19 protein-coding genes and 1 pseudogene are annotated in these 24,754 nt (G+C 59.6%); 6 read left to right on the top strand and 14 right to left on the bottom strand.

From position 1 onward, the window contains the following. Positions 1 to 309 precede the first annotated feature (309 nt). From AC1DVM_RS07665 to AC1DVM_RS07710, 10 genes are all read right to left on the bottom strand, one after another. The gene (locus tag AC1DVM_RS07665) at positions 310 to 489 is read right to left on the bottom strand and encodes a helix-turn-helix domain-containing protein (RefSeq protein WP_477253397.1); all 180 of its coding nucleotides are present in this window, start codon (positions 487 to 489) and stop codon (positions 310 to 312) included. Positions 490 to 917: 428 nt separating this feature from the next. After that, positions 918 to 1,439 carry a hypothetical protein gene (locus AC1DVM_RS07670; RefSeq protein ID WP_477253399.1) on the bottom strand — a complete coding sequence of 174 codons (522 nt, stop codon included), beginning with the start codon at positions 1,437 to 1,439 and terminating at the stop codon, positions 918 to 920. A gap of 303 nt (positions 1,440 to 1,742) precedes the next feature. After that, a complete protein-coding gene (locus AC1DVM_RS07675; protein ID WP_477253401.1) occupies positions 1,743 to 2,426 on the bottom strand; it encodes a hypothetical protein in 684 nt (227 codons plus the stop codon). Positions 2,427 to 2,968: 542 nt separating this feature from the next. Beyond that, on the bottom strand, positions 2,969 to 3,556 hold the full coding sequence (locus AC1DVM_RS07680) for a protein-S-isoprenylcysteine O-methyltransferase (protein WP_477253402.1): 588 nt from the start codon (positions 3,554 to 3,556) through the stop codon (positions 2,969 to 2,971). Beyond that, positions 3,553 to 4,782 (bottom strand): hypothetical protein, encoded by a 1,230-nt coding sequence (locus AC1DVM_RS07685; protein ID WP_477253404.1) that lies wholly within the window; start codon positions 4,780 to 4,782, stop codon positions 3,553 to 3,555. Before AC1DVM_RS07685 ends, AC1DVM_RS07680 begins: the two co-directional genes overlap by 4 nt. Before the next feature lie 1,145 nt (positions 4,783 to 5,927). After that, positions 5,928 to 6,983, bottom strand: a complete 1,056-nt coding sequence (locus AC1DVM_RS07690; protein ID WP_477253406.1) for an amino acid ABC transporter substrate-binding protein — start codon at positions 6,981 to 6,983, stop codon at positions 5,928 to 5,930. Between the two features lie 13 nt (positions 6,984 to 6,996). Further along, positions 6,997 to 7,632: a L,D-transpeptidase gene (locus AC1DVM_RS07695; RefSeq protein ID WP_477253408.1), complete on the bottom strand. Its 636-nt coding sequence runs from the start codon at positions 7,630 to 7,632 to the stop codon at positions 6,997 to 6,999. 24 nt (positions 7,633 to 7,656) lie between these two features. Beyond that, positions 7,657 to 7,992: a hypothetical protein gene (locus AC1DVM_RS07700; protein ID WP_477253410.1), complete on the bottom strand. Its 336-nt coding sequence runs from the start codon at positions 7,990 to 7,992 to the stop codon at positions 7,657 to 7,659. 524 nt (positions 7,993 to 8,516) lie between these two features. Then, positions 8,517 to 10,310: a SulP family inorganic anion transporter gene (locus tag AC1DVM_RS07705; protein ID WP_477253412.1), complete on the bottom strand. Its 1,794-nt coding sequence runs from the start codon at positions 10,308 to 10,310 to the stop codon at positions 8,517 to 8,519. A gap of 189 nt (positions 10,311 to 10,499) precedes the next feature. Continuing rightward, a complete protein-coding gene (locus tag AC1DVM_RS07710; protein ID WP_477253414.1) occupies positions 10,500 to 11,978 on the bottom strand; it encodes a CYTH and CHAD domain-containing protein in 1,479 nt (492 codons plus the stop codon). 250 nt (positions 11,979 to 12,228) lie between these two features. Between AC1DVM_RS07710 and AC1DVM_RS07715 the strand changes: the two genes are divergently transcribed. After that, positions 12,229 to 12,678 carry an NUDIX hydrolase gene (locus AC1DVM_RS07715; protein ID WP_477253416.1) on the top strand — a complete coding sequence of 150 codons (450 nt, stop codon included), beginning with the start codon at positions 12,229 to 12,231 and terminating at the stop codon, positions 12,676 to 12,678. Positions 12,679 to 12,774: 96 nt separating this feature from the next. Here the strand turns inward: AC1DVM_RS07715 and AC1DVM_RS07720 are convergent, their stop codons facing one another. After that, positions 12,775 to 12,972, bottom strand: a complete 198-nt coding sequence (locus AC1DVM_RS07720) for a hypothetical protein (protein WP_477253417.1) — start codon at positions 12,970 to 12,972, stop codon at positions 12,775 to 12,777. 425 nt (positions 12,973 to 13,397) lie between these two features. Between AC1DVM_RS07720 and AC1DVM_RS07725 the strand changes: the two genes are divergently transcribed. Next, positions 13,398 to 14,492 (top strand): PLP-dependent cysteine synthase family protein, encoded by a 1,095-nt coding sequence (locus AC1DVM_RS07725; protein ID WP_477253419.1) that lies wholly within the window; start codon positions 13,398 to 13,400, stop codon positions 14,490 to 14,492. A 273-nt stretch (positions 14,493 to 14,765) separates the two neighbouring features. On the opposite strand, the gene AC1DVM_RS07730 is transcribed toward AC1DVM_RS07725, so the two are convergent. Further along, positions 14,766 to 15,029, bottom strand: coding sequence for a hypothetical protein (locus AC1DVM_RS07730; protein ID WP_477253420.1), 264 nt, complete (start codon positions 15,027 to 15,029; stop codon positions 14,766 to 14,768). Positions 15,030 to 15,708: 679 nt separating this feature from the next. After that, positions 15,709 to 16,491 carry an outer membrane protein gene (locus tag AC1DVM_RS07735; RefSeq protein ID WP_477253422.1) on the bottom strand — a complete coding sequence of 261 codons (783 nt, stop codon included), beginning with the start codon at positions 16,489 to 16,491 and terminating at the stop codon, positions 15,709 to 15,711. Between the two features lie 578 nt (positions 16,492 to 17,069). Between AC1DVM_RS07735 and AC1DVM_RS07740 the strand changes: the two genes are divergently transcribed. Both AC1DVM_RS07740 and AC1DVM_RS07745 read left to right on the top strand, forming a co-directional pair. Next, positions 17,070 to 17,558, top strand: a complete 489-nt coding sequence (locus AC1DVM_RS07740; protein ID WP_477253424.1) for a hypothetical protein — start codon at positions 17,070 to 17,072, stop codon at positions 17,556 to 17,558. Positions 17,559 to 18,107: 549 nt separating this feature from the next. Next, a complete protein-coding gene (locus AC1DVM_RS07745) occupies positions 18,108 to 19,565 on the top strand; it encodes a porin (protein WP_477253425.1) in 1,458 nt (485 codons plus the stop codon). Between the two features lie 518 nt (positions 19,566 to 20,083). Here the strand turns inward: AC1DVM_RS07745 and AC1DVM_RS07750 are convergent. After that, positions 20,084 to 20,982, bottom strand: a pseudogene (locus tag AC1DVM_RS07750) (HlyD family secretion protein); the annotation flags it as partial. A gap of 266 nt (positions 20,983 to 21,248) precedes the next feature. On the opposite strand from AC1DVM_RS07750, the gene AC1DVM_RS07755 reads away from it, so the two are divergent. Together AC1DVM_RS07755 and aspT are read left to right on the top strand one after the other, a co-directional pair. Beyond that, on the top strand, positions 21,249 to 22,877 hold the full coding sequence (locus AC1DVM_RS07755) for a bifunctional aspartate transaminase/aspartate 4-decarboxylase (RefSeq protein ID WP_477253426.1): 1,629 nt from the start codon (positions 21,249 to 21,251) through the stop codon (positions 22,875 to 22,877). A 105-nt stretch (positions 22,878 to 22,982) separates the two neighbouring features. Next, positions 22,983 to 24,674: an aspartate-alanine antiporter gene (aspT, locus tag AC1DVM_RS07760; RefSeq protein WP_477253428.1), complete on the top strand. Its 1,692-nt coding sequence runs from the start codon at positions 22,983 to 22,985 to the stop codon at positions 24,672 to 24,674. Positions 24,675 to 24,754 lie beyond the last annotated feature (80 nt).

The raw sequence follows: 24,754 nt of genomic DNA on the forward strand, positions 1-24,754 counted from the left end.
GACGGCGTCGCGCCGGGTCCGCTTGGCGCGGGTCCGGATCGTGACGGCAGCCTTGCGACGCGGAGTCGCCGACACCGGCTCGGCATCAACTTCAACGTTGTCACTGCTGAGGAAATCGAAGCTCATCTGGGACATCGGGACCGTCTCCTTGGGACAATCAGGGTCTCGGGATGACAGGGGCGGACAGGGGGTCCGATTCGGGAGATAGCAGCTTTTTGGTCTTACGGAGTTCAACCGCCGGCGGTCTCCCGACGGCCGATAAGATGCTGACAACGCTGGACAAAATCGGTCAGGTGGGGCCATCGCTTCTCACCCGCGGCGGAGGCGCTCGTAGACCGTCACATCCTCCTCGGAGAAGCGCAGCTGGGAGCCGATGCGGTGCGCCTTGAGCTCGCCGCGCGCCACCATCCGGCGCAGGGTTTTGACGCTCACCCCCCAGCGGGAAGCCAGCGTCCCAAGCGTCGAAAGCGGTTTGGGATTGGTCGTCATGGACGATCCTCCGGTTCAGGGTTGAGGTCATCGGAGGCGGCAGGGGACGGGCTGGCAGCGAGGGCTTCGCGCGCCGCTTGCCGGGCCAAGAGACGAACGAGTTCAACCAGCGCCGCAGGCGCCGAAGCCGGCGGGCTCTGGTCTGAGTCGAGACGTGGGCTTGCTGGTTCGTCCACTGGGTGCCTCCAGTGGACAGGTTCGGCCGAAACCGGACGTGCGGTCTAAATCGTAAAATCCGACTTAGGACTCGAGCTCGACTTCGGGAAAGGGCGGTGGCTCAAAGGACTGAATGTCACGAACTGGGAGCGCCCAGCGCACCATCTCGTCGATCAACCGGGGCTTGAAGGCTCTTCCCTTTGGTGCGTGGCATTTGAGGGCCCGTCTGATGAAGGCGGCGACGCCGGTCTTCGCCAGACCCGTGTTGGGATCTATGGTGAGAGTGGGAAAAACACCCAGGATCTGCTCGTAGGACTGCACGAGGTGAGCCACCAGACTTCGCAGATTATAGTCTGGCGTCCGTCCCCGCGATGGTCCTCAGCCGATTCCGCAAGGTCCTCGGCCGTCTCTGCTGCCTTGATGCTCCAGGCCGCGAGCCGCTCGAGATAAAGGAGATGGCGCGTGAAATCGCCGGCGGCGGCCTCCCGGTTGGCGCCTGACGATATGGCCATAATCAGCCACCCCTGCTCGCCGAGCGTGCTCGCAACCCCAGCGGCGTTGGTGAGATGCTTGCTCAGCAAGGTCAGCTGCTTGGCAATCTCCGCCGGCCGCAAGGCTTTAGGTGCCCGCAGATAACCCTCAATGGCCCTCTTGGATTCTTCCACGAGGGCGACAACGCTCTCGTAAGGTGGGGCGTGCTCGCGGCGACCCAAGTCTCGTCGCAACCCCTTCACGAGGTGAGCTTTCTTTGTGGCGCTGCCTATAAACTTTCTTTTGATGGGATGGATCGCCATCGAACCTCGCAGCGAACTCATTGAAACCACAGTCAAGGATCGTATGCCCGTTGAAGAAATATGGAAGGTGATTCGAATCCCTCCCGTCTCCGGGTTGGGCCCTGATACGAGTTGCCGGCCGCAATTCAATCGGAAGAGGTGCCGCCGGCCCGGTCTGGGCGCGTCGGAACCGTAGACGCCGAGAGGAGTGCGATTGACGTCAGAGCCGTGTAGGAGAGAAGCCTGCCTCCGGGCCCACGCTCTTTGATGTCAGCACGAGTGGTTTAGCAGGCGAGCGCTTCGGCATCAGTGGTTGCGTCGCTCTCAGCCAGCCGAGAGGGCGGTCGGCGGCCGACCTTCGTTGAGAGTGCGTAGGTTATTAATGAAGTCCGCCGGATACAACAACGTCGAAGATGGTGTTTCAAGCCCCATGAACTTTGCAATGTCTGCTACAAACGCATTGCAGTTGTAAAGAACTGCATGCCACGTGGGCGAGTTCGTCTGTAGTTGTTTGATATAGGCAGTGAGCTTGCGATACTGAGATTCATTCAAGGGAACACGGTAGCGAGCGGTAATATAACGCTCATCGTGATCACCAATGCTCGCTCCAGTCTCCGACGGTACCAAAAAAACGTGTCCGAGCATCCAGGGAACTGGGCTGTCGCCGGCAGGATGAAGCCCCGCAACCTCATATGCCGAAATATTGCCACGTCCGTTCAATTGGCCAAACGCCGCGAACGTGTGGCCGTAGCTCAGAGCTTGCCGCGACCGGAACTCAATGAAATATTGGGAAACAGATCGTTGGCGCTTGTGAGGCGCTCTGGCCGCCGGGGCAGTGGATAAAAAGCCGAACTGTCTTGGAGTATCAGCTCGCGAAGTGGCCGTTTCTGTAGCCATCATCGGAAGTGCGAACAAAACGGTTAACAAGCCCGCCCTCAGCCGGCTTTGCGATGCATTTCTCACCATCAGCTCCCAGTGGCCAAGCGGACCCGTTTTGGTGCTCATCATCCCGGAGATACGAGCCTACGAATCTTCAGATCGTTGCGTTTCCGCCTTCGTGCAATAAAGTACAGAAGGGCTAGCGAACCAGCCCTTCTGTGTGGCATCAGCCTTTGACGACCAAGGGGGCTTGGGCCGGAGGCGGAGCCTTGCCGATTCCAACAGGCCCGTATCCTGGGGCTTTGCCCACGCAGGCACCCATTCCCAATGCGACGAGAGACAGCGTTGCGGCAAGTAAGAATTTCCGAGCAATCATAATGCGAAGACCCCTCTTTGTTGGAACACAACGAGCCTAGCAATACCCAGACACGGTGCTAGTGCACAAAAGCCACACTTGGCCAAAGTAGTAATACTAACGGATCGCAAAAAGGTAGTCAGAGATGTTCTTGTTCATTTCTTCGTGGCGCATCGTAAGGAGTTTTCGCCACGGCGGGACGCTCTCGTCGGTTGCTAGGGGACGGGGCGTGGCGCCGAATCTGTAAATCGGAGGTGCGCCTCTGTGAAATTAGGGCAACCGGTGGGATCCCATGAATCAGGGCCTGCAACTCCAGTCAGAAGACCTTGGGAACAAGCCTGGTTGTACGGGCCATGTAGCTTCGATAGCTATCGCCAAACGCCTCAATCATTAGGCATTCTTCGTGGCGAATACGAAGAAAATAGAGCGTGCCAAAACCAAGAATCCCGGAGAACCCGGCAATCCAGTTAGGCAGGAGCAGCGCCTGCGCGAGTGCCCACAGCCAAAAGGCCGTGTACATCGGATGCCGTACCCGTTCGTAAATACCATCGGTCACAAGCTTATGGCTTTGCCGAACCTCTAATGTCACCGACCAATTCCGTCCAAGCGCGCTGTGTGTCAGATAAAACATCGTTATGGCGCCGATTGCTAGGAGAAGGCCGGCCGATGCGAAGATTGGCCGGAATGGATAGTTTGCGAAACGAAAGACGCCGGTGAAAACGTAGAGAAATGGCAGGATGCCCAAGCCAGTGAGTGAAACAAGCAGCAGCGCAATCTCCCTGACTCCCCTTGCGCTGCGGGAAATCGGCGTGCGACGTGAACGCCGAGCGTGCGGGAAGCGGATAAGGTACCAACCAGCCGCCATGAGAACGAAGGCAACCTTGGCAATCGTCAATGTGATCAAATCACTTCTCTCTCTGGGTGCTGAACGAATGGTGCYGCGGCGTCCGGAGTGTCGAGCAGACGTCCGTCCGATCCGATCACCAAAGTCGCTCCTAATGGAGAGTGGATCTGAGCCACCGCGGAGAGGGGACCGCACAAAAACATAAAATAGTCATAGGATGTGCGACAGTCGTTCGCCCGAACGAATTGACAATGCACACGAAAGAGATTCCGTCGAATGTGCCGGTAGGTCGACGGATCGAGCATGCGCCTAATGCGCACAAGCCGAACCACCGGCGACGTTCCCTTGAGGCCCAAGCTCGAAATTGGGTTGGTCTTATAGAAGTTCATAACGTCGGTGAGAGCCTGGTATTCACCCCAGACGACACCCGGTGCCGCAGCCACGCGTTGCAGGGCCGCACGGAACCGGCTCGCACCCTGATGCAGGCCAATCTTGAGGATCGACGAGCCGACCGACACGAATATCATTCGCGTTCCGCTCCGACCCAGTTGAGGCCAAAGCAGCAGCGCGCGGTCGAGAAGATCAACCGCGAGGACAGCCCCAAGGCTGTGGCCGACAAGGACGATTTCCTGTGCTTCGCCGCGTCTTGCGGAGGCGACAAGTTCGCGAGCCAACCGATCGAGCCTTGGATCGAGGACCGGGTGGGGGGATTTGATATAGGCCCGCGAGAAACTCCAATCATCGAAAAGGATCGGAAGATGGAGGCGTCGCCCCGGCCATTGCATCAGTCCAGCCAATGCTGCAGCGCCGGCAAAGGCACCAAGGGGAGCCGTTCCGCTGATGTGCCCGACTGATGCACCAAACATCCCCGCGATGCCTGCGAGGAGCGCAAGCAAGAAAAATGGGTAAAGAAAAAAACCCGCATAGCGCCAGTTTGACCGTAGATAGGCAAGGAGCGCACCGGCGGTGACGAAATCGACAAACGCGTGCACCCCATCCAGCGTGCGGCGCCAAAGTTGAGTCCGGGTGGATGCGTCGATCACGTCGTCCCAGCGGACCAGGCGATACTCCGTCTCGACGCCCCAGTTAGGGCCCGAAGCTATAACCTTCCATGTTGCCTTATCTTGATCGACGGTCGGCAACTCGGACGGCGTAGCCTGTACCGACCAGGTCTTCTCAAAGCGGCGCAACTCCTGAATGAAACGGCGATGCGCTGACATGGGTGACCGTGACTCATAGCCACCGATGTGGAAAACCAGCCTCGTCGACTTATTCATTTCCGACATTCGCACCCCGCTTGCGACGCCCAGCTGATCCCCAAGGTATCTGCGGCCGACGACTCGACTAATAGAGCATGCGCTAATGAGGTGCCACTGAGTTCGGGCCGTCTCGAATGAACGCAATGCGACAACAAATCCATGCGGCATTTTCGCGATTCCGAGACGATACTTCCCCGGTGAGCGCCACCTCGAAGTCCAAGTGGGTGCCCAAGGCTGGAGTGTCGAAATGGTATTGCCGCCGTTACGCCAACTCCCAATGGAACCCGGCGAGTAAGCCCGAGTTGGATCGCACGCGCTCAAGCGCAGCAAGCGCGACGCGATGAGAACGATGCCGATAAGGCCCTTCAACGACGCTCACACGGTCACAAAAGATCCGACGAAAGACGACCGACAAGGACTTGCCCGCGAGCGACCCGAACCGTCAACAGCGGACGTGGCGGCAGATAAAGACGAGGCTGGTGCTGAGTAATCAGTTATCGAGGCTGGCCGCGCATGGGCATCGCGGCTCCCCCGAAGGAGTCATTGCGGATCCCCGGCGACTGGGTCGCTTGCGACGCGACGTAGTTCGGCGGCCGACCTTCCGACCCTGAGCCGGAGACGCAACCCGTTAGGAAAGCACACGCTGCGAGCGAGAGAACGATGGTCCGCATAGAACCTCCTTTTATTGTGAGTGGCGGGTCGCCACTGTCGACAAACCCGCAGATGCGTGTAGCGGCATCCTATTCGATCGCCGGCGGAACCGTAGGTTCTGCAAGCAAGATCGCCGGCACAGACAGGCCGACGGCGATACCGAGTGGCACGCTCATTATGATCAAACCGAGCATGGCTCTTCCCCGTGAAAGCCCCGTCGGAACTATCCGAACGGGCGCGACTTCCGAAGGCCGCTGGTGCGCAGATTACGACAGGGGGAAGCCTTGCGGAAGGTACGATCCCGCATCCGACAACAGGTTGCTTGACCGTTCAAGACAGATGCTGAACTCTTCGGGACAATCGGCCCTTTCCGGAGGATTTCAGCCGCGTGCACCGTGACGACGTTTCGGATCCTCTTCCGCCGAAGCGTGGCGTTAATTCCTATCCGCCGGCGAGATATCGTAGCCGAACCCGATCAGTCGTTCTTGATCTTGAACGCAGGTTCTCGATGGCGCAGTTGGTCACCGGATCGGAGGCGCGTAAAGAATTCCGCCGTTGGACCACAATTGGTTTAGGCCACGCGGGATCCCGAGGCGTGAACCGGTCCCTACGTTACGTTCGTAGATCTCAGCGTAGTTGCCCACGGCCTTTACCGCACGCAAGGCCCACTCATTGTCGAGTCCGAGTGCGATGCCGAGCCTGCCTTCTGTTCCAGCGAAGCGACGAACGTCCGGCTTGACTGACTTTGACGCCTCGCTCGTGTTCGACGAGGTGAGGCCGAGTTCCTCCGCGTTGATCAATGCGAAGTTGATCCATTTGATGATGTTGAACCACAAGATGTCGTCAGCAAGCGTAACCGGCCCGAGGGGCTCCTTCGAGATGATATCCGGTAAGATTACGGCGTCCCCGGGTTTGCTGAGTTTCAGGCGTTCCGCGAAGAGGCCCGAACTGTCAGTCGTCATCGCATCACATTCGTTGGTTTCGAACGCCCTTAGCGTCTTCGCCGCATCGGGGTAAGCGCGCTGTTCGATAGCCATGGAGTTGGACTGGAAATAGTTTGCCAACAATTCTTGACCGGTTGTTCCGGCTTGCACGCACACTCGCGCTTTGTCGAGTTCGAGCGCCGAGGTAAAATTGCGCTCCCGCCGGACCATGAAGGCTTGTCCGTCGTAAAAGTTCACGCCTGCGAACAGCAGTCCAAGCTCAGCTTCTCTCTCGAGAGTCCAGGTCGAATTTCTGGAGAGGACATCGATCTTGCCGAGTTTGAGAGCCTCAAATCGCTCGGTTGCCGACAGCGGCACAAATGACACCTTTGTCGCGTCATCAAAGATCGCTGCTGCAACAGCCCGGCAGAAATCCACATCGAAACCGGACCAATGACCATTAGCATCGCGCTCGGAGAAGCCATACAATCCTTGGCTGACACCGCAGTTTATCGTCCCTCGTTGGCGCACCTGGTCGAGTGTGCCGGCAGAGGCGCTATCCGCGCCGATCGTCGCCAGCGTCAGAACGAGGCCGGCCAGGATGCTCCTAATTTTTGTTGCCGTGTCGCAACGCGCGTATCGATCGCTGTTCATTGGAATCCTCGTATCAGATCGAAGCGCCGTGACGGATCACGACCTTTGCGCCCATGGAAACCCGGTCGTACAGATCGATCACATCGCCATTCGCCAGTCGGAAGCATCCCGAGGAAATTGCATGTCCAATGGTTTCCGGCTGGTTGGTGCCATGGATGCGATAGACCGTCGATCCAAGGTACATCGCGCGTGCTCCCATCGGATTTCCGGGTCCGCCAGCCATGAACCGCGGCAGATAGGGTTGCCGGCGGACCATCTCGGGAGGCGGGGTCCAGTCCGGCCACTCGGATTTGCGCGAGACTTTTACCAGGCCCGACCACTGGAATCCTTCACGGCCGACGCCGATCCCGTAGCGGAGCGCACGGTTGTTCCCAATCACCAAATACAGAAATCGTTCGGATGTATGTACGACAACGGTCCCCGGTGGCTCCGTGGATCGGAAAAAGACCAGCTGCCGGGCGAAGGGCCCCTCGGTGATCGTGACTTCTTCGGTGGACACGCGTCCGGGCTCATCCCCGACATCCATCGTTTCCTTCACCACGCGCCCGCTGGCGGACTGCCCGAAAGAGTAAGTGGTCATCATGCTGGCGGCCCATGCCATACAGGCAGTGAACAGGATGGCGGCGCGTGCGGATCGTGCGAAGTTCATGTGGCACCCTCAGGCTATTGACGGTCACCCGACACATCTGACGTAAATAAATGTCCCATAGCGATTGTCGGCGTCAGGATCGGAAAATCGCATGACCATCCTCTTGTTCGACATGGAAATGATCTCGCGATCCTGTGGGTGGCCGGGCGGAGCTTCAAGACCCAGATAGGTCTTTCCATTTGACGCGCCTTTGAGGCGCAATTCATAGAGCTTCGCGTCGTCCGCCACATGCATCATCACCCCGTCGGTCGGACCCCTAGTGATGGTATAGGGGAGTTTGCACTGGTCGCGCGCCTGTGCCTCGACACGGTTCCTATCCTTCTCTTGTCGGTAGGAAGCCATGCCCCATTTGCCGATCATCGTTTCTGATCGCAGGGTCGTCGGGCGCTCCACAAGGCTGGAAGCCGAGGTCGGCGCAGAGGCAGGTTTCGCGGTTTCGGACGTCATGCTGCAGGCCGCCGCCGCGCACGACACGCCGAGGGTAATCGCCACTCGGACCGACCGAAGAAATGGAGTGTCCAGAACTAACACGACTGCAATTCCCCTCGATTTACGTCGATTTATTTGAACGCTACGATACCTTTGGAACAGTAGATATATAGACTGACGGAGTAAACGGCTGAGTTGGGGCCCTGTGATCCCCAATCTCAGCCGGAGTATCGTCTTCCCCACATCATCGCAGCTGGTCAGGCGAATTCTCCTATTGCTGGCCGTTGAATACATCTTTTGGGCGGCAGCTCCTTGTTCCGGGTTGGTTGCGTCGTTCAAAGATGCAGTCGGGACTCGGTAGGTCAACAATGGCGGCGACGACGAATGGCGCCCCAATGAGGGCATTGCATTCGAGCGCTCGCGGCGGTGCCTCCGGGCACAGCTTCTGCCGGTTTTTAGCACAACCTGTCCGGGTGTGAAGTATTGTGCCCTTGAATCCCCTCCCTTGGGGGCGGCGTCGTATGCCCGTGCGCACTGTCGCTTGTTCCGGTGCTGTCGTCGGACCGCTGATACGCGAGAAGGGCATCCTCGAGATCCTCGAAAATCATAGAGGGCGTTAGCGCCCGGATCACGCCGACCCGATCAAGGAGGGCCCGTGCTTCGCCATGCAGCTCCGCGATCCCAAGTAGGATCTTTCGCCGATCCAGCTCCGCATGAAAGTCTTCCAGCACGGCCGCACCGCTGCTATCGACCATGGAGACGGCGGCGGCATCGAGCACGAACCAGCGGGTTGCGGACGGAAGCTCATCGGCAATCGCGAACAGGCGGCGCCTGACCTCGTCGGCACTGAAGAAGAGGAGACTTCCCTGCACGACACAGATCACCAATCCCGGCACCGGTTTTGCAGCGTCAAAGCGATGAAGCTTGTAAAAACCGCCGCGCCCGGGAATTCGACCACACAGAACGACGCGGGGCTGCATCCCTTTGTACAACACGTAGGCTAGCGTCGCGGCGATTGCGATGCCCACGCCCTTCAGCACACCGAAGCTGACCGCTCCCGACATCGCGATGAGCGCGAACGAAAACTCCAGGCGGCTGATGCGCCAGATCTCCCGGAGGCTTGCAACATCAATCATATGGAGGGCCGCAGACACGAGAATCGCACCCAAAGCCGGAATCGGAAGCAGCCGAAGCAGGTCGCTCAGGAAAAGCAGAGTTCCAATGAGAACGAACGCAGCGGCAATTCCTGCAAGCTGCGAGCGACCACCGACCGACAGGTTCACGGCAGTTCGTGAATCGGCCGCTGTGACCGGGAACGAGCCAAACAGTCCAGAAGCAATGTTCGCGGCGCCGAAACCTGCCAGTTCTCCATTTGCGTCGACCGTTGCGCCCGTCTTGGCCGCAAAGCTGCGTGCTGTAATGATCCCCGATCCAAACGTGACGATGAACACCACAGCCGAGCCGAGAATGAGGTCGCCTATTGGCAAGTTACCGACGAAGGGCAACCTCAGCGGCGGAAGGCCGGACGATATTGAGCCCACGACCGCCACGCCACGCCCCTCCAGGCCGACACTCCATGACAGAAGAAGTGCCAGCACCACGACCAGGACGGGCCCGGGAACCGCAAACCTCGCGACCTTTGCGCCCTCAAGGATGATCAGCATGAAAAGGGCAAGGATAAGAGAGGGCAGATGTATGGATCCCAGCTTACTCACGAGTTCGACAAGAGGGGGGACCAGCCCGTCCGAGCTAATCTTCAGGCCGGTAACGCGGCCGAGCTGCCCGATGAGAATGTCGAGGGAAATGCCGGCGAAAAAGCCGGTGAGAATCGGTCGTGAGAGCAGACTTGCAAGCATGCCCAACCGAAGCGTCTTCGCCAGGAAGCAAATCACCCCGACGCCGAGCGCAACGATTGATGCCGCTGCAATCCGATCGGCCTCTGTCAGTGACGGGTTGTTTTGGAGCGTGGTGCCCAAGACGGCAGCCAAGACCGTTATGGTTGCTGCATCAGGCCCCACGATAAGCTGTCGGGAAGGTCCGAACACCGCATACGCCAGAAGCGGTGCAATGCTCGCGTACAGTCCTACCTCGGGGGGAAGGCCTGCGATCGCCGGATAGGCAATCGCCGTGGGAATGCTGACTGCCGCGATTGCGAGACCCGCCGCAATGTCATCCCGGAGCCAGGCAGGCCGGTATCCCGTAAGCCCGGCAACGATCGGGAGCGCGCGAAAAAACCGTGGACCTGACATCTCGTTTTGTGGCCTCCAGAACTATTCCGGTCCGSTGGACTTTGCACGCAGGACAGGAAATTCGGTTCGCTGCCGATTTCTGCCCTGCTGACTTCGATCCCGTAGTTACGGCGGACGCACAACTTCATTCGGCGTTAACTTGACGGCTCAGACCCGGGTTTGGCTATCTCCTGGCGGGCCTTATCTGCGTCAGCTCCAAAAGGGCTTGGCTCGTTTGAACTTCTTCCAGGTTGCGGTCAACTCCGCGTCAGCGAGGCTGGTGCCCCTAGCTTGCCAGCCAAGAATAAACCCCGATGCCGTCGCTGCATCAGAAGTCGTGGCCAGCTCTTTCAAAAACTGTTTGCCCGTAACGGCGTCGTTGTGGGTGCCGAGAAGGTTTTGTAGCGTCGAAACCATGCCAAGGTAGACTTTCGTCCCCCGAGGGTGGCCGAAAAGTCCGCGGAAAAACTCGGCACAATAGCGTAGGTTCTTTAGGGCGATCCGCAGATCATGCCGTGCTTCGTCAGACAGCTCCGCCAATTTCCTCCCTCGCTTCAGCGCGCGGTTGTTCAGCCGATTAAGGGTATGCTGGGCGAAATCAGCCGCCGGTGCGGTCAGCTGCGCCAACTCCTGACCGGAGAGTGCGTTGCGCCAGGCGCGGCGAGCCAGGAGGCTTTGCACCTTCAGGACGAAAAGCGTCGTGGCGAGATCCTCGATCTTCGAGTTCGCGTCTTCATAAGCAACAATCCGGCGCTCCTCGATCGCCGCGAACAACGAATTGCAGTTTTCGGGTCGGTCGGGATGCGCCAGCGGGCCACTTTCTGCGGTTTCGCGAAAGACATCGCATTCGCGCGCCGGGCCCAGGGCCGACGCGATCCGCTTTGCCTCTCCCCGGAGGAGATCGAATGCGGCGCAAGGCAACACCCTTTTGAACATCGCCAAGGCGGCCCGCATGCGACGCAGGGCAACCCGCATCTGATGGAGGGAGTCTGGATCTTGTGCTTCCCTGAGCGCGGCCCAGTTGGCCACGAAATGCCATAGCGTGTTTGAGATCACTGCCTGCACCGCGTCATCAAGCTTCGCCTCCGGGGCGAACCGGATCGGGGCGGCCTTGACGGCGCCGGCGGGTTCTCGAGCGAGTGCGCGGAAGCCGCACTCACCTTTGCTGACGAAGTCGAGCCGCAGGGCCAGTTCCTCGGCAAGTCTCATCGCCAGGTCGTACAAATCGGATCCATCCCCCGATTTCAACTTTAGTTCGATCTCGGTCAGCGGCACGCTCCTATCAGCCGCGGCAATGACTCCTTCATCGAAGGCCACTTCGACCCGGGAGCGACCCTGCTCGACCAGGATCGTCTGACGCTTGATGTCTGTCTCGAACTGCGCTGCAAGTGGGCGGCCACCCACAAGGGAGGTCAACTCGATCGCGGTGGCCTCCTCCAACAGGCTCAGGTCGGGTTGCATGTCCGGCGAGCGGACCTCGATTTCCTTTCGGGAGAATGGGCCATTGTCCGCCTGGGCCGCCCTGATGCCGAGGATCGGGCTCCCACGTCCTTTTCTTCGAATGCGCAGAAGGATCCCGTTCTTCCGCAGATCTCCCGCAGCGGTGTCGAAATAGGTTGTTCGCACACGCTCGGTGCGGGGGCCGGACACCGATGCCAGAACCTGCGACGCGCGCGCGCTTGAGGCCATCTCGGTCGGTTCTGAATTTGACCTCGATTTCCTGGCGGCCGAGCTCCACCTCGGGCGCATCGTTGACGGGTACACTTGCGGCAACGCTTGCAGGCTTGGTCATGTAACCATTCCGTTATCGACTGTGCATCCGCCTCAAATCGGAAGTAAGTGCCGAAGATCGACAAAAGTCAGCCGTCCATTTATTCGACGTTAAGATCGGGAGAGCAAGCTTGTCATCTGAGTGTCTTTTATTCGGGATATGCGTCCCATGCTCTCACCCACACATGAGCTGCGTCAGGTCGGGGCCTTGCCAATGTGCGTCAATGCGGCCGGTGGAATTGACGTATTTCTCGTGACGGCAAGAGGCAGCGGGCGCTGGATTATTCCCAAGGGCAATCTCATCCGTGGCCTTTCCCCGCACGAAGCTGCGGCTCAGGAAGCACGTGAAGAAGCGGGCCTGGTCGGCCGGATCGAGCGGCGTTGCATCGGGACATTTGATTTCAGCCGGCATCGCAGCGGCCGCGCGATCACATGTTTCGTCGATGTCTATGCGCTCGAGGTCGAGCGGCAGTTGCGCAAATGGGCCGAGGCGGACCAACGCTCCATTCTTCAGTGTAACGTAGGAAAAGCCCTATCGCTCATTTGCTCTCCGAGCCTCGCGACGCTGATCCAACGATACGTATTCTCGGCACGGCAATATGCTGACGGCGACGCATGACCTCAGCCTGCGCCTCGCCAATGCGCGTCGTAACGGCAGCCCGTCCCAGGGCCACGCACTCACGGGCGACGTAACGGAGGACTAAGGCCCCAGCGCTTACGGCGCCTCGCCTGCCCGCGCGAGACGTTCCGACAGAACCGCGATCAACTTTTCATGGGCCTCCCGCGCCTTCGCGATCTCTTCACCAAAACCGGCGCTGTCCAAGGCACGGAGGTGCTCTCGCGCAAGGGCAATGCGCTTTCGCATGCTTGCCGCCGTAATGTGCTTGGCCGCTTCTCCGTCAACCCATCGCATTCAGGAACCTCCGCGCGGTGGAAGTTTGTCTCATTCGGCAAAGTAAATTCTTAACAACTTGCCCAAAACTCAGTTCCCTCAACGTTTGTGAAAATCCGCCACTGTCATGCGCTTGCGATCCTTTGCCGCCACCAGGAAAACGAAGGCCTCGCTAGAGGCCCAAAAGAAGAAGGCGGCCCCGCGGGCTTTCCGCCCCGCTTGCCCCGCTAAGATTGCAAACGAATTCTGACCGGTGCCACGGCGACCACGCCGGTTTTTGCTGTCCGGAACGGCTTTTGGCATAGAAAGACGCCAACTCCGTCCTTAGGATTAGACAGGGTCCGGCGCTAGGCTGCGCAGATCCACCAGGAGCGGGCGGGATGCCTGATTAACGACTGGATGGAGCGGACACACCGACCATCGTGGTTCTGAACAGGAGTGGCAGAATGGGCAATGACGCTTCACGTCGGTCTTGGGTGTCCCGAGCCGTTCAAATTATCGAGGCCGATTTCAATCGATCGTCTGACACCCATCTTCTGCGCGTGCCACTGCCCGGTGCTCCCGGCGTCGCGCTCTACCTCAAGGATGAATCCACTCACCCGTCGGGSAGTCTCAAACRCCGCCTCGCGCGCTCCCTGTTCCTWTATGGACTTTGCAATGGGTGGATCGGGCCGGACACSACCATCATCGAGGCATCAAGTGGTTCGACCGCTGTTTCGGAAGCCTACTTTGCTCGGATGCTTGGTTTGCGCTTTATCGCCGTCATGCCGCGCTCGACCTCCCCAGAGAAGATTGCGACGATCGGCTTTTACGGGGGCGAAAGCCACTTCGTGGATAGTGCGGCGGAAATGTATACCGAGAGCGCGCRCCTCGCCACGGCTCTTGGTGGCCAYTACATGGAYCAGTTCACCTACGCCGAGCGCGCAACGGATTGGCGAGGCAACAACAACATCGCCGAGTCGATTTTCAATCAAATGGCCCACGAGGAACATGCCATCCCGCGCTGGATCGTCGTCGGGGCMGGAACAGGCGGTACGTCCGCCACGCTCGGACGGTACATCCGCTATCGGCGKCTGCCGACACGCCTGTGTCTTGCCGATCCCGACGCCTCCGTATTCCACCGTCACTTYGCCGATCGTCGCGTTCGCACGACATCCGRATCGCCATCCCTGATCGAAGGAATCGGGCGACMGCGGTGCGAGCCATCCTTCATTCCTGATCTTATCGACCGTGCATGTGSKGTGCCGGATACCGCCAGCATCGCCGCCGCGCGCGTCCTCTCACGCAGGATCGATCGCTCCTGCGGCGGATCGACCGGCACCAACATGTACGCAGTCGCGCAGGTCGTCAGCGAGATGGTTGCGCAAAACGAGGTGGGATCGGTCACGACGCTTTTATGCGACTCGGGCGAGCGCTACCGCAGTACGCACTTGGATGATGCATGGCTGAAACAACGCGGGATCGAAATCCAGCACGATGAGCAGAGGATCGAGCGCTTTTTCGAGACCGGTATCCTCGAGCGATCCATCCGCCGGATTTAAAGCTCAGCGGGCAACGATGTCGTCGCTCCTTGTCGCGTCGAGCGTGAAAGCTGCGCGGGCCGGGAGTACGACTTTAAAACGGCGAGGAGAGAATTATCGCCAGCCACGCTTCGGCGGAACAGCGGCGGCGAGGGATGCTCGTGCCGTATTAGCTCGCAACTCCGAATCATTCGCCGAATAAGTGGGTACTTAGCGACCAACATATGAGAGTCGTCCGCCACCGGAACGAAGCGGTGACGGCTTCTTTCTGGCTCGCGCCTCCGAAGCAAGCCTTTACCGCCGCGCTCCAACGCGATTGACGCCACCATTTAAGTTGCCACCGGCGTTATGACGGACCGCAGCGCGCGCCACCGGACGAGGCCTGAGCACGACGCCGGCCCTCGCCACGCAACCGGCAGGATAGCTGACGTACTGGCAGTACACGACCGCCTTGGCTGGCGCCGGATTGAGAGTGAGACTTGCAAGCCCCAACAGGCCGCTAGCAGCAATTCCGGCAAGGGTCGCTGACTTGATCGAAAGACGCTTCCACGGATGCATGGCGGACTCCTCTTTGCGCTTGCGGACCTGAAAGGTAACGGGAACCACACTCAAGTGCGGCTGAACATAGTGTTGTCGCCACTGTATCGCAGTCGTTGACCTAGATCAACGGAGGGCCTGCCTAGCGCCAAGCCATGAGACCGAGCGTACACTGGGGGTTCAAAACCCGGAAGTCGCGGCCTTGCGGCTGGATGCCTGCCAATGGCCGGTTCCCATGACGTGGTCCGCTTTGATTGTTAGTGCATGATCGGTCTGATGCGCTTGGGAATGGTGGTCCAGAGCCATACATCAGGGAGGACCACTTCAAAGATGTCAGACCAGAGCGGGCCGCCTCACAGCCTCCACCTGCGCTTCAAAAGGAACCCTTATGCGCGATCGAATTTCGCGGAAATGCACGGGTATGGCGGTGCGTTAGGAGTTTAAATGGACAAGGGACCGGCTCCGATCGAATGAACTCGCCCGCCACGCAAGGAGGGACCGCATGACTTTAGCCGTTGTGGCCGCATTGGGTATCACGGTGTTCGCCTTGCCGTTGGCGCATCTCTCGGGGTTCGTGGTGTGACCGGCCTCTAATAAGACTATTCAAAGGCTTATCGAAGATTCGCCTGTTTCTTGCCTCTCGGGCAACAAAGAGGCCCGGGTTTAACCCGGGCCTCTTTGTTGCTGTTGATCGGCGATCTTAGTACGTGCCGAACTTGAAGTTCAGCTTGGCCCGCGCGATGAAGAACTCGCTGTCGTTGTTCCCGATGGCGGGCGCAAAGACGTTGACTGTGGGGCCGCCGGCCGGTCTGAACGTTCCGATCGGAGTGGTGTTGAAGTTAAAATCGTTCTCATTGTCCACGCTGACCCACAAGCCTTCGATGCCGAAGGTGGCCGCGTTGCCGATACCACCGAACAACCCACCCACCGGGAGAGCCCACTCGAAGCCGCCGCCGACAGCCCAGCCGGTGTTTTCCTCGGTATAGGCGAGACCGCCAGTCGCGTAGACCAACACCCGGTCAAAGGCGACGCCGGCCCGCAGGCGCAGCGTGCCGAACCAATCCGACAGGTCATTTCGGAACGTGCCAGGCACGAAGGCGCCGTTAGTCCCGAACGGCACGAATGCGACGGCCTCGCTGTTACCGGACTCGACCCATTGGATGTCAGTCTCGGCGCCGACCACGAAGGAGCCGAATTGCCAGTTGTAGCCGATCTGGCCACCGCCGACGAAGCCGCCATCGCCATTGCCCGGGAAGAACAGCGTGCCAGGGACCGCACCGCCGAGAATGACGGCTTGCTCATTGCTGTCACGCCAGCCCCAGCCGGCGTTCACACCGGCGTAGAAGCCGGTCCAGGTGAAGATGGGAGCCATGATGATCGGTGCCGGTGGCGGTGCCTGAGGAAGATCCGCCGCAGAGGCGCCAGACAGTCCGGCCGTCGTCAGTGCTGTTGCGGCCAAGAGGCCAAGAAGACGATGTTTCATAGGCAATCCCCTTTTGTGCAAATATAGACAACAGCAAAGTATGACCCGTTAGCCAGGAAGAGCTATAGCAAAGATGCAACACTGAGAGACTTTGCCGGTAACGTCAGTATTACTGACTTGAATACATGCCTATCAAACTAAAAATACGGTTTTCTGATTTGACACGCAAAACGTGCGATGGCCTACTGAGCTGACTTCGGAGTCATCCCCGAAGGCGAGGAGAACACTGAACCCTGCCCTCTCCGGGCAGGGTTTTCTTGGCACCTCCTTCCGAATGCCCAATTTCGCCGCGCCGCTTCCGGCTCGCAGGCCTCCGTAGTATGCAGGAAATCCAGCGAAAGAGTCGTGAAATTGATGGGGCGGTCGAGATCCTGCAGACCCGCGAACAGGCTCGACGATCCGATGGCGGCCTCAGCATCATGGCTTTAGGGCAAGCAGATTCTTCGCGTCCGGCGGTAGGCTGGCCGGGCGCACGAGGTGGTTCGCTTTGACCCTGCTTGGTGGCAATTGGCCCGCTCCAAGCCCGCATTCAGGTGCGTCAGCCGCATTATGGTAGGGAAACATCCTTGAGTCGGGTCATGATGTTCATGCGTTATCTCAATCCACCAATAGGGGAGACTTCGATGGGGACGGTCCGGCAAGCTCTTGGCCACGTCGTAATGACAGTTGCGGTGGTAGCATCCCTTGTATTGACGGTACCGGCGTCGGCCGAAACTGGGATAGTTAACATCGAGATTGTGAAGGCAGGTTTCATCGTCGGTGTTGGGGGCGGCCGGGGGACCCTTGTCTTCCAGGGACGTCGCTATCCGTTGCGGATCGGCGGCTTGAGTTTTGGCGCAACGATCGGAGCGTCAAAGGCCGAGTTGTCAGGCCGCGCCAGCAACTTGCGTCGGGCTTCCGACATCGCCGGCACTTACACCGCTCTCGGGGCAGGCGCCGCGGTTGGCGGTGGCGTGTCGGCTATCAGGCTCCAGAACGGCAAAGGGGTCGTGCTCGATCTGAGGGGCCGCAACATTGGACTGGAGCTGAATACCAGCGTGAGCGGAGTCGAAGTTAGTCTGCGTTGAGGCTGAACTCGCAACCTCGAGTTCTTCAACAGACCTAAAGCCACCTCAAATCGGACACCGCGATATGGCGAGAGCCAACCCAAGTCGGAAAGCCCTCTGAAACCCGTCACTCCATCATGATCTCCTTGAAAGCATGCGGCACGGCAGCAACCTGTGACCGTGGACGTTCTTGATTTCGCCGAAGCCACGGCGAAATTCCACGGAGGCTATCTACTGCACATCCCATTCGGCGATTTTGCTCGGGTCTGCGCCGGTTCGACCGGCAATCCAGCGATCGTCGTCGCCGCAGCGGGGCGGCCGGCTCGCCGACAGGACGATATCGGTTGTGCTATTTGTTTTCAAGCACGACGATCGTAAAGATAATCGTCGTGCGAATACTACTAAATTAATCAAGTATTTACCGCGCGTCGCAGTGGTGCTTCTAAGCAACAGAGCACGGAATTTCATAATAGCGGAAGGCTTTGATCTTGAGAGCCGCTTGACGGAATCTGCCTGCCTGCCCAATCTGCCGCCGTCGCGTGTGTAATTTTTTTTCGGGGAGTCTTTCCAATGCCGCGTTTGCGAGACCTGGTGCTGGGTTCGGCTGCCGCGCTCTCCGTTTTGGCAAGTGCCCAGGCGGCTGACCTTCCAGTCGCCAAGGCCACACCCGTCGAATACGTTCGCATCTGCGCGACCGACGGTGCCGGCTTCTTTTATGTTCCTGGCACCGATAGCTGCCTGCGAGTCTCGGGCCGTGTTCGTGCCGACTACCTCTACGCCGAACCGGTCAACCGTTTTCAGGACATCACCGGCTTTCGTGCCCGCGCCAGGCTCAATCTCGATCACCGCACGGCTACTGCATACGGTTTGTTACGCGCGTACATCCGCTACGAGATCGATCGCAATTCTGGCGCGTTCGCGAGCCCGGGGCAGATATCTACGAACCCGAAAGTCAAGCAAGCCTTTGTGCAGTTTGGGGGACTCACGGCCGGTCGGGTCACGTCATTTTTCGCGGACGCGACGCTTCCGGCGCCGAATTTCGGCGACCTGCGTTTCGACGATCCGACCAATGCAGACGTGCATCTCCTCGCCTACACCTACACCTTCGGCAATGGTTTCTCGGCGACGTTGTCGCTTGAAGATGCCCTCGAACGCCGCGTCAGCAACCCACTGGCCTTCCCGCTCTTCGGCGCTGGCGCGACGGCCCCGGCCTTCCCTCCCATCCCGTTCACCTATGGCGGTGAGCGCTTGCCGGACATCGTTTCAAACCTGCGCTACGTCGGGAGCTGGGGCAACGTACAACTCTCCGGTGCGTTGCATCAGATTCGTGACGTGGCTGCTGGCGTGACCACCGTCGATGGCGTTTCCGTGCCCGTCATCAACCCCATCACCGGCTTGCTGAACCCGAGCTTCGCCGACACTGATTATGGCTTCGCGCTAGCGTTGAATGGCACGGTCAACCTACCGTATCTCGGCGCCGGCGACGTGGCGTGGATGTCGGCAACCTATACAGACGGTGCGGTCGGCTACATCAATGCCGGACAGGCGGGGCCTATCAACAGCGGAGCGATTGGCGCCGGGCCGCTGGTGTTGCCCTTCGCTGATGCGTTTGTCGATCCGTTCACCGGTCAACTCAAAACCAACAAAGCCTACGGCGTCGCAGGCGGCCTCAACCATGTATGGAATCCGGCATTCCAGACGAACGTCTTCGGCTCGTGGATGCGCTTCGACGCGCCCGGCGTTGCAAGTTTTCTCGTGCCGGCGACGCCAGTCACGATCGCGGCCGGAACGGCCGGTACGGTGACCGGACTTGTCGATTTCAACGAATACCGCGTCGGCACCAATTCAATCTGGACTCCGGTATCCGGCCTGATTTTCGGCATCGAGGTTCTCTACACGAGGGTTGACCCGCGCGCACGCCTCGCGGTCCCAGTGACGAACTATGCCGGCGCCGCAACAGGAGTTTTCAAGCCGACCGGATCGGACGATGTCTGGGAGGGCCGTCTCCGTGTCCAGCGCGACTTTTGATCCGTTGATGAGGATTCCTTAAAACTGAACTACGCCCGAGCGCTTAAGCCTCAACCGAGTTCTCGGCCGTCCACTGCTCCGAACGTTCCGACCTTCCGGCGATGGTTCAGGGGCCATCTCGATGCGCCCCAATGGTGTCGGAAGATTTCGCCGGTGTTCGGCTAACGGCGTCGGCCGCCCGGGCCCTCGCGCGCCAAATCTGCCTCCCCCGAAGCTGCGTTGCTGTGGTGAGAAAAATGCTGCCCTGTGCGAAATTGCTCGGGTGTCGGCCAGTCAGACTGCTGCGAAAACCTCCGCATGGCTCCAGATTGATTCCAGCTCAAGCAAGTGAATTTTGCGATACGGCTGCTCCTGAGCCCAAGCAATGGCAACAAAATCGGCATAATGACCGGTCTGAATTTCGAAGCTTCCAAGGTGGACGGAAGCAGACGGCCCGCACGTCACCGCAGAACAGGATACGCCCCGGCGAAATCAACTAGGACAGCGTGGCTGCCGCGGCAACCCTCCTGCTGTGAAAGTCAATGTCCACCGAAAACGAGGGTCTGAATCGGGAGCAGCAGGCCTGTATCCGCAGGATCATCGCATGCACCAGCCGGCCGCATCCACCGCGTGAAGCGCCAGGCTCCTAACAGCGCCGACGTTTCCTGAGGCGATCAGATCGTGATTGCTCGAATAGGCGTTGGCGATGCAGGAGCTGCCGGCGTCACCCCCTCGAGGCCGCCCTCATAGAGCGGCTCGAGCACGATCAGGATGGTGCCAGGCCGCAACACCTGCTGCGGGTCGATCAACTGCTCGCCGCCGCGGAATTGGCCGGCGGCGATGAAATCCTGCACGCCGGTCACGACCATCGGGATGGTGGTTTAGGGCTTCGACACGCAGGCGACCTCCGCCACCATGCCCAGCTTCATCACCTGCGCCTCGATCTGCCCAAAGCCTGCGTGGATGGAGCGTCCGGCATCCTGCGGGATGAGGATTCCGGCCGACGCAACCGATTGACGATGTCGCCGACCCGCAGCGTGAACTGCTCCRCCTGCGCACCCACGCCGGCCCGGACTTTAGTCTTGGCGAGATCCACCTCGACCTGCGCCAATGCCGCCTCGGCGCTGGCTTTCTGAGCCGGAAGGCATGTGGAGATCTGTGCCTCAACGGAATCCCTGGAGGCGGTCGCAACTGATCCTCGGCGCCGGTCCACGAGATTCTCGAGGCGCTCGATCTGGCGCGCCACGACGGCGGAGTTGTTCCGGTTGAGTTCCTGCTTCGTCTGCAATTCGTCGAGGGCTTGCTAGGCGCTTCTGGCCTCTTGGAGCTTGCCCTCCGCGGTCGCCACATCGGCCCGCGCCGCCACCATTGCGGCGTCGGTCTCGGCGATTTTGCGGCGCGCAGCCTCCGCGGCCGCCGCTTGCGTCGAGCTGTCGAGCCACCGCAAGCTGGGTTGCGACAGCCGCGAGTTTGGCTTCAGGGTGGGGTAAAAAAAACACTTTTCAGGATCATTGACCTAACAGTCGTCGAAGCGTAACGTTCCCGATGAAACCATAAGGCTGTGCGAAAATCGTACGACCGTTTGTTGCTGAGGCTCTCATTACGTTTATTGAGCCTTTTAGGACTCGTTTGCTCTCGCGACCGTACTGTTACTTGCTTTGCAAATCAGCGCGTCCCCTTCCCAAGAGCACAAGGTTTCGACCCATGACAGATGCGAGCATCTACGCGAAGTTCGAGGATCTCGGCCCCTTCGAGATCAAGGACGAGCTGATAAGGCTTGCGCAGGCGGAAGGGGACCAGTCTGCGCGAGCGTTTCTAAATGCAGGCCGCGGTAACCCGAACTGGATTGCGACGCGCGCGCGAGAGGCGTTTTTTCTCCTGGGCCAGTTCGCTTTGACCGAGGCCAAACGCGTTGATGAGGACGAAGATGTCGGGCTTGCTGGGATGCCGGCCGGCCCTGGGTGCTACAAGCGCCTCAAAAAATGGCTGGGCGAGCGGGGTGAGTTCCCCCCCGGCGCTGCGACACTCGACACCGCCGTGGATTTCGCAATCGCCCATTTCTCGTTCGACCCCGACACATTCGTCCACGAACTGACCGATTCCATCATCGGCGACCACTACCCCGTTCCGGACCGCGCGCTCGTCCACAACGAGGCGATCACCCATGAATTCCTGATGTGGGCGATGTGCGCCGGACACCGCCCCAACGTGAAGTTCGACCTCTACCCGGTCGAGGGCGGCACGGCGGCGATGTGCTACATCTTCAAGGCGCTGAAGAACCAGCGGTTACTCAATGCTGGCGACACAATCGCGCTTGGCACGCCGATTTTCACGCCCTATCTCGAGATGCCGCATCTCGAAGACTACGACCTGAAGCAGATCCATGTCAGCGCCGAGCGGGAGGACCTCTTTCAGTTGACCGACGAGGATTTTAAGGCGCTCGAGGACAAGAAGGTCAAGGCACTGTTCCTCGTCAATCCGGGCAATCCGTCCGCTGTGGCGCTCACGTCGGACACGATCAAGCGGCTGGTCCACTTCGTGAAAACAAAGCGGCCGGACCTGATGATCTTGACAGACGATGTCTACGGCACCTTCGTGCCGGACTTCGAGTCCATTCTGGGCCACCTGCCGCGGAACACTATTGGCGTCTATTCTTTTTCCAAGTATTTCGGCTGCACCGGTTGGCGGCTCGGCGTAATCGCGGTCGCGCAGGACAACATCTTCGATGAGATGATCCGAAAACACCCCGAAGCGACGAAGAAGCTTCTCGACAAGCGCTACCGGACGCTGACGCCGAACCCGCGCGGTATCAAGTTCATCGACCGAATCGTCGCCGACAGCCGCGACGTCGCGCTGAACCACACCGCGGGATTGTCGCTGCCGCAGCAGGTGATGATGTCGCTCTTCGGCCTCGTCGAATTGATGGATACTGACAAGGCCTACCAGAAGGCCTGCATGGCGATCTGCGACGGGCGTTTCAACAAGCTGGTCACGGCATTGGGAATAGACGCCTCGGATGCCGGTCCGTTTTACGATCGCTACTACGGCATCATCGATTTTGAATACATCCTGCGGAAGTATGTCGGCGAGGACGTTGTTGCGTGGCTGAMGGAGAACGTCCACCCGCTCGACCTATCCTTCAAACTTGCTCAGGACCACGGCATCGTGCTTCTTAATGGCTCGGGCTTTGAAGCCCCAAACTGGTCGGCGCGGGTCTCCTTCGCCAATCTGCACGACGATGCCTACGAGTCCATCGGCAGGGCGGTGCGGGCGGTGGCCCGGGGATATGTCCAGGCTTTTCGTGCTGCCAAAGGGGAGCCGGTTCAACCATAACATAGCAGTCCATCGGTCTAGCTCCGAATCTGATCCAGTATTCGCCTTCCTGCTTTGAAGTTCCGATAAATCACCAGTTTTGCTTCCTCACACCGGAGCTACCCTATGGTCGATTGGTTCGCGAATACGCTCAGAAGCTACCCGGAAATCGCCATCTTCCTGTCGCTGGCGATCGGTTACTACTTTGGATCCTTCACCTACAAAGGGCTGGGTCTCGGAGCCGTCACGGCAACCTTGGTCGCCGCCGTTCTCATCGGGCAACTCGGGATCACGATCTCGCCCCCCCTGAAATCAACATTCTTCCTCATGTTCCTGTTTGCGATCGGCTATGGCGTCGGTCCGCAATTCGTGCGCGGGATTGCAAAGGACGGCATTCCTCAGGCGCTGTTCGCGGCCGTCGTCTGCGTGTTCTGTCTTGGGGCGGCCTATCTCGGATCGCGGCTCGCCGGGTACGACGTTGGGTCGGCAGCGGGACTCTATGCCGGCTCGCAAACAATCTCAGCCTCGATGGGCCTCGCGACCGATGCCATCAACAGGCTCGGCCTACCGGCTGACGAGACGAAACAACTTCTCGACAATATGCCTGTCGCCTACGCGGTTACTTATATTTTCGGGACTGTTGGTTCGGCGATCGTGCTGGCGTTGTTCGGACCTGCTCTCCTGGGGATCGATCTCGAGGCGGAATGCAAGCGCTACGAACTCGAGCACGGTGGAAAGAAGGCGGAGGGGGGTGCAGGCTCCGCTTGGCACCGCTTTGAATTGCGGAGTTTCCGTGTTGCGGAAAGGGGAGCTGTCGTCGGACGGACAGTGCTGGACGCCGAATCTCTCTTGCCCGGACAACGGGTGTTCGTCGAGCGGATCCGCCGCGGTGGGAAGCTGATCGACGCGACTGTCGACATGGTCATTCAGGCCGGTGATGTCGTGGCGGTGGCCGGCCCGCGTGAGGCCCTGGTACAGCTGATTGGGCCTCGGGCGGAGGAAGTCGAGGATCGGGAACTGCTCGCCGTGCCCGTCGAAGGTGTCGACGTCTTCGTGACAAGCAAGAATGCGGATGGGAAGACGTTGGAGGAACTCGCGAAGATGGCGGAGGCACGCGGCGTCTTCCTTCGGAAAATCACCCGCGGCGCGACGGCGACCGACATCCCGATCCTACCCACCACGAAGATCAATCGCGGCGACATCCTCACCTTGGTTGGCCGCACGCAGGATACGACCGCGGCGACCAATGCGCTGGGGCGTCCCGACCGCCAGACCGATGTCGCCGACGTGGCCTTCATCGGCGCGGCCATTGCGATCGGCGCCCTGGTCGGAGCCTTGGTCTACAATGTCGGCAGCGTTCCCCTGACGTTGTCCACATCGGGTGGGGCGTTGATATCCGGTCTCTTCTTCGGCTGGCTGCGGTCCGTTCGTCCGACCTTCGGACGAATTCCCTCGCCGACCGTGTGGTTCATGAATTCGGTCGGGCTCAACGTCTTCATCGCCGTGGTGGGCATCTCCTCTGGGCCGGGGTTTGTCGCCGGACTGCAGGCGAAGGGCTTCAGCCTGTTCCTTTGGGGGATCTTTGTGACCACGCTGCCATTGGTTCTGGCAATGTATACCGGGAAATATATCTTCAAATTCCACCCCGCGATCCTGCTCGGTTGCTGCTCAGGGGCCCGCACGACAACCGCCTCCCTCGGCATGATCAACGATCGCGCCAAGAGCCAGATACCTGGGCTTGGATACACGGTCACTTATGCCGTCGGCAACACGTTGCTGACGATCTGGGGAATGGTGATCGTGATGCTGATGACCTAACGACATCCTGCAACTTTAGACGCGTAGAGTTGGGGATTTCTCACCGCCGATCTGCACGATCCGTGGGGAGTTAAACGCCT

This window comes from Microvirga sp. P4_A5 (assembly GCF_056402495.1).

What these genes read in the sequence shown, in the direction of transcription:
- AC1DVM_RS07670 (WP_477253399.1), bottom strand. Translation starts at nt 1,439, where the DNA reads ATGGCGATCCATCCCATCAAAAGAAAGTTTATAGGCAGCGCCACAAAG.
- aspT (WP_477253428.1), top strand. Translation starts at nt 22,983, where the DNA reads ATGGTCGATTGGTTCGCGAATACGCTCAGAAGCTACCCGGAAATCGCC.
- AC1DVM_RS07715 (WP_477253416.1), top strand. Translation starts at nt 12,229, where the DNA reads ATGCTCTCACCCACACATGAGCTGCGTCAGGTCGGGGCCTTGCCAATG.
- AC1DVM_RS07665 (WP_477253397.1), bottom strand. Translation starts at nt 489, where the DNA reads ATGACGACCAATCCCAAACCGCTTTCGACGCTTGGGACGCTGGCTTCC.
- AC1DVM_RS07710 (WP_477253414.1), bottom strand. Translation starts at nt 11,978, where the DNA reads ATGGCCTCAAGCGCGCGCGCGTCGCAGGTTCTGGCATCGGTGTCCGGC.
- AC1DVM_RS07675 (WP_477253401.1), bottom strand. Translation starts at nt 2,426, where the DNA reads ATGATGAGCACCAAAACGGGTCCGCTTGGCCACTGGGAGCTGATGGTG.
- AC1DVM_RS07740 (WP_477253424.1), top strand. Translation starts at nt 17,070, where the DNA reads ATGATGTTCATGCGTTATCTCAATCCACCAATAGGGGAGACTTCGATG.
- AC1DVM_RS07695 (WP_477253408.1), bottom strand. Translation starts at nt 7,632, where the DNA reads ATGAACTTCGCACGATCCGCACGCGCCGCCATCCTGTTCACTGCCTGT.
- AC1DVM_RS07700 (WP_477253410.1), bottom strand. Translation starts at nt 7,992, where the DNA reads ATGATCGGCAAATGGGGCATGGCTTCCTACCGACAAGAGAAGGATAGG.
- AC1DVM_RS07730 (WP_477253420.1), bottom strand. Translation starts at nt 15,029, where the DNA reads ATGCATCCGTGGAAGCGTCTTTCGATCAAGTCAGCGACCCTTGCCGGA.
- AC1DVM_RS07690 (WP_477253406.1), bottom strand. Translation starts at nt 6,983, where the DNA reads ATGAACAGCGATCGATACGCGCGTTGCGACACGGCAACAAAAATTAGG.
- AC1DVM_RS07745 (WP_477253425.1), top strand. Translation starts at nt 18,108, where the DNA reads ATGCCGCGTTTGCGAGACCTGGTGCTGGGTTCGGCTGCCGCGCTCTCC.
- AC1DVM_RS07720 (WP_477253417.1), bottom strand. Translation starts at nt 12,972, where the DNA reads ATGCGATGGGTTGACGGAGAAGCGGCCAAGCACATTACGGCGGCAAGC.
- AC1DVM_RS07735 (WP_477253422.1), bottom strand. Translation starts at nt 16,491, where the DNA reads ATGAAACATCGTCTTCTTGGCCTCTTGGCCGCAACAGCACTGACGACG.
- AC1DVM_RS07705 (WP_477253412.1), bottom strand. Translation starts at nt 10,310, where the DNA reads ATGTCAGGTCCACGGTTTTTTCGCGCGCTCCCGATCGTTGCCGGGCTT.